The organism is Actinotalea ferrariae CF5-4, from assembly GCF_000603945.1.
GTDB lineage: Bacteria > Actinomycetota > Actinomycetes > Actinomycetales > Cellulomonadaceae > Actinotalea > Actinotalea ferrariae.
In genome coordinates this window covers 1-4,824 of the sequence record NZ_AXCW01000286.1, presented here as the reverse complement: position 1 = coordinate 4,824, position 4,824 = coordinate 1, and the positions used below count along the sequence as shown (strand labels likewise).

The 4,824-nt window shown below is 75.5% G+C and carries 5 protein-coding genes; all 5 read left to right on the top strand.

The window, feature by feature from the left end; all coding sequences use genetic code 11:
* A partial coding sequence (locus tag N866_RS16415) for an FtsB family cell division protein (protein ID WP_216699469.1) occupies positions 1-533 on the top strand: 533 nt, incomplete at its 5' end.
* Between the two features lie 56 nt (positions 534-589).
* The gene (locus N866_RS22185; protein WP_052023171.1) at positions 590-1,099 is read left to right on the top strand and encodes a DUF501 domain-containing protein; all 510 of its coding nucleotides are present in this window, start codon (positions 590-592) and stop codon (positions 1,097-1,099) included.
* A gap of 78 nt (positions 1,100-1,177) precedes the next feature.
* Entirely contained in the window at positions 1,178-2,146 is a 969-nt protein-coding gene (locus N866_RS22180; RefSeq protein WP_034228383.1) for a Ppx/GppA phosphatase family protein, read from the top strand.
* Between the two features lie 83 nt (positions 2,147-2,229).
* On the top strand, positions 2,230-3,126 hold the full coding sequence (locus N866_RS16400; protein WP_034228381.1) for a uracil-DNA glycosylase: 897 nt from the start codon (positions 2,230-2,232) through the stop codon (positions 3,124-3,126).
* Positions 3,127-3,375: 249 nt separating this feature from the next.
* Entirely contained in the window at positions 3,376-4,803 is a 1,428-nt protein-coding gene (locus N866_RS16395; RefSeq protein ID WP_034228378.1) for an NAD(P)/FAD-dependent oxidoreductase, read from the top strand.
* Positions 4,804-4,824: the final 21 nt, after the last annotated feature.

The following is a 4,824-nucleotide window of genomic DNA, read 5'->3' as shown; positions in this document are numbered from 1 at the left end:
CCGCCCCCCGCCCGACGGCCGATCGGGCCCCGTCCGGACCGCGACCGGCCCCGCCCGTCCGACCGGTCCGGGCCACCGACGCGCCGTCCGAGGCCCGTCCCGTGCGACTCGCGCGGCTCCTGTCCGTCCGGGCGATGGTGCTGGGCGTCGTCGGGCTCGTGGCCTTCACGCTGCTCTTCCCGTCCGTGCGTGCCTACCTCGGGCAGCAGGCGGAGCTCGACGCGATGGAGCAGGACCTCGTGGCGGCCCAGCAGCGACAGGCGGACCTCGTCGCCGAGCTGGACCGGTGGGAGGACCCGGCCTACGTCGAGGCCCAGGCCCGCTCGCGGCTGTCCTACGTCATGCCGGGGGAGACGCCGTACCGCGTCATCGACCCGGAGGTCGTGGTCGAGGCGCCGGCGATGGAGGGCACCACGGCTCCCCAGACCGGCCCGGCGCTGCCCGTCGGCGGCTCGGGCACGCCCTGGTACACGACCATCTGGGACTCCGTCGAGGTCGCCGGCGAGGTCCCCGTCCCGGAGGGCGACGAGTGACGGACCACCGCGACCTGCCCGGTCCCCGCGGGGCGGGGCAGGACGACGAGGCGCGCGTGCCCGCGACCCCGGCCGTGCCCGGCGAGGTCAGCGCCGCGGACCTCGCCACGCTCACCGACCAGCTCGGCAGGGAGCCCCGCGGCGTCGTCGGCGTCGCGGCCCGCTGCGTGTGCGGGCGCCCGACGGTCGTGCGGACGGCCCCCCGCCTGCCCGACGGCACGCCCTTCCCGACGACGTTCTACCTGACGCACCCGCGCGCCGTGGCCGCCGTCTCCACCCTCGAGGCGTCCGGCGTCATGCGGGACATGACGCAGCGGCTCGCCGACGACCCGGAGCTCGCCGCGCAGCACCGACGCGCCCACGAGGCCTACCTGCGCAGCCGGGCCGAGCTCGGCGACGTCCCCGAGATCGCGGGGATCAGCGCGGGCGGGATGCCGGGGCGGGTCAAGTGCCTGCACGTTCTGGTCGGTCACGCGCTGGCCGCCGGACCCGGCGTGAACCCGCTCGGCGACGAGGCCCTGGCCCTCCTGGCCGACCACTGGCGGCCGGACGTCTGCACCTGCTGACCCGCGGCGCCGTCGGGGGCGTGTGCGCCTGCTGGGCGGGTGCGACCGGCGGGGCGCGCAGGTGGCACCCTTGCGCCCATGACGCGTGTGGCGGGCATCGACTGCGGGACCAACTCCATCCGTCTGCTGGTCGCGGACGTCGACCTCGAGGCCGGGACACTGACGGACCTGGACCGCCGGATGGAGGTCGTCCGGCTCGGCCAGGGCGTCGACCGGACGGGCCGCATCGCCCCGGAGGCGCTGGAGCGCACGCTCGACGCGAGCCGCCGGTACGCGCAGCGCTGCGAGGAGCTCGGGGTCGAGCACATCCGCTTCGTGGCGACGTCCGCGTCGCGCGACGCGGAGAACCGGCAGGACTTCGTCGACGGGGTCGTCGGTGCGCTGGGCGTCGCGCCGGAGGTGATCAGCGGCCACGAGGAGGCGGAGCTGTCCTTCCGCGGGGCGACGGGGGTGCTCGCCGGCAAGCACGCCGGGCCCTTCCTCGTCGTCGACCTCGGGGGCGGGTCGACGGAGCTCGTCCTGGGCACCACGTCGGTCGTCGCGGCGCACTCGATGGACGTGGGGTGCGTCCGGATGACCGAGCGGCACCTCGCCGGCGACCCGCACACCCCCGAGCAGATCGCCGCGGCCGGCGCCGACATCGAGGCGGCGCTCGACGCCGCGGCCCGGGACGTGCCCCTCGGACGGACCGCGACGCTCGTCGGGCTCGCCGGCACGGTCACCACGGTCACCGCGCACGCGCTGGACCTCGACGCCTACGACCCGCACGTCATCGACGGCTCCGTGCTGCCCGTGGACCGGGTGCTGAGGTCCTGCCGCGAGCTGCTCGTGATGAGCCGCGCGAAGCGGGAGCGCCTGCCCTTCATGCACCCCGGCCGCGTCGACGTCATCGGGGCAGGAGCCCTCGTGTGGTCGTCGGTCGTCACGCGCGTCCGGACGGAGGTCGCGCGTTCCGGCGGCAACCTGCGGACCGTCGTGACCTCTGAGCACGACATCCTCGACGGCATCACCTGGAGCGCGGCGGAGCGGGCGACCGACCGGGTCTGAGCCGTCGCGACCCACGGGCCCGCCGGCCCGCCGGGAGCAGCCGACCGGACGACGAAGCCCCCACCGGGCGGCATCATCGGGGCATGACGCCGAGCCCGCCCGAGTCACGGCTCCTGCCGCACCCGCGGACGGGGGCGGGGTTCCCCTCACCCGTCCCACCGGGCGCGGGCTGGCCCGGTGACCCGGCGCACCCCTCGACGCCCGTTGCCGCCACCGCCGACGACGTCGTCGCGCTCGCCGACGCGGCGCCCGACCTCACCGCCCTCGACGCGGCGTCGTCGGTGTGCCGGGCGTGCCCGCGCCTCGTCGCGTGGCGGGAGGACGTCGCCGTCGTCAAGCGCCGCGCGTTCCGGGACCAGCCGTACTGGGGGCGCCCGGCGCCGGGGTTCGGGGACCCGGCGGCGCGGCTCCTCGTCGTCGGGCTGGCGCCCGCGGCGCACGGGGCGAACCGCACCGGACGCCTCTTCACGGGGGACCGGTCGGGCGACTGGATCTTCGCGGGGCTGCACCGGGCCGGGCTCGCGTCGCAGGCCGAGTCGGTCGACGCCGCCGACGGCCTGAGCCTCACCGACGTCCGCATGGTGCCCGCCGTGCGCTGCGCCCCGCCGGACAACGCCCCGCTGCCGGTCGAGCGCGACACGTGCGCGGGCTGGTTCCGGCGGGAGGTCGAGCTCACCGCGGGGACCGTGCGGGCCGTGCTCGTGCTCGGCGCGTTCGGCTGGCGGTCCATGCTCGGCGCCGCGCGGTCCTTCGGCTGGGAGGTGCCGCGTCCCGCGCCGGTCTTCGCCCACGGGGCGCACGCCCCGCTGCGCCGGCCGGACGGCGTCGTCGTGCACCTCGTCGGGAGCTACCACGTGTCCCAGCAGAACACCCAGACCGGGCGGCTCACCGAGGCGATGCTCGACGACGCGATCGCGACCGCGGTGCGCCTGGCCCGGCGCCCCGCCCTGAGCGACGGAGACCCGACCGCGGAAACCTGACCTCGCCTCGTGTGCTGCACATACCGTGGATGGTCCCCCGCGTCGCGCGCGGGGAATCCGCCACGGTGCGGCCGGGTCGGCAGGCGGGGGGCCGACGGGGCGGGCGGCACGGTCTGCGGTGTGCGGGCGGCGACGCCCTGCCCGCACCGTCGCGGACGGGCTCAGACATGGGACGACTGTGGCCGGACTCACGGTCCATGACGTGAGAATCGCTTGTGAAGGGTTTCACAAAGGCGCATGCTGGGAGCTATGGCCCACACGACCGCCGTGACGCCCTCCGGCTCGCCCCGTCCGCGCAAGGTCCCCCGGATCCTCGTCCTCGGTGGCGGCTACGTCGGCTTCTACACGGCGCTGCGCCTGCGCCGGCGCCTCGGCAAGCAGGAGGCGGCGATCGTCGTCGTCGACCCGCGGCCGTACATGACGTACCAGCCGTTCCTCCCCGAGGCGGCGGCGGGCTCGCTCGAGCCCCGCCACGTCGTCGTCGCGCACCGCCGCGAGCTCGAGGGCGTCGACAGCCTCACGGCCCGCGTCACGCAGATCCGCCACGCCGACCGCACCGTCCGCCTCCAGCCGGACGAGGGCGAGGCGTACGAGATCACGTACGACCACCTCGTCGTCGCGCTCGGCTCCGTCGCGCGGACGCTGCCGATCCCGGGGCTGGCCGAGGAGGCCATCGGCTTCAAGCAGGTCGAGGAGGCGATCGCGCTCCGCAACCACGTGCTCAGCAAGATCGACCTCGCGGCCTCGACGTGGGACCACGACCTGCGCCGCCGGCTGCTGACGTTCACCTTCGTCGGGGGCGGCTTCGCCGGGATCGAGGCGATCGCCGAGGTCGAGGACATGGCCCGCGACGTCGTCCGGTACTACGACTCGATCTCCATGGCGGACCTGCGCTTCGTCATGATCGAGGGCTCGACCCGGATCCTGCCCGAGCTGGGCGAGGAGATGGGCGGCTACGCGCTCGAGCAGCTGCGCAAGCGCGACATCGAGGTGCACCTGTCGACGTTCCTCAGCTCGTGCGTCGACGGGCACGTCGTCACCTCCACCGGGCTCGAGTTCGACTCGGCCACGATCGTCTGGACCGCCGGCGTGCGGGCCAACCCGGTGCTCCAGGAGTCCGACCTGCCGCTGGACGCCATGGGCCGGCTCAACGCCCTGCCGACCCTGCAGGTCGCGCTCGAGGACGGGACCGTCGTGGAGGGCGCCTGGACCGCGGGCGACTGCGCCGCCGTCCCGGACCTGGCGAACCCCGGCAGCTACTGCTCCCCGAGCGCGCAGCACGCCGTCCGCCAGGCCCGGCACCTCGGGGACAACGTCGCGCGGGCCCTGCGCAGCGCGCCGGTCGAGCCCTACAAGCACAAGCACGTCGGCACCGTCGCCTCGCTCGGCCTCGGCAAGGGCGTGGCGCAGGTCTACGGGATCAAGCTGCGCGGCTGGCCGGCCTGGTTCATGCACCGGACGTACCACATGGCCCAGATGCCGACGATGAACCGCAAGGTGCGCATCGTGCTCGACTGGACGCTGGCGATGTTCTTCCGACGGGAGATGGTCGCGCTCGGTCGTCTGCACGACCCCCGCGCCGACTTCCGCGAGGCGTCCGCGCCGCGGCCCAAGCCCACCGCGCAGCCCGCGGCGAAGCCCGCGGGTCAGGGCGCGAAGGAGCCGGTCGCCGTCTGAGCCCTGATCCACCGGCCTGAG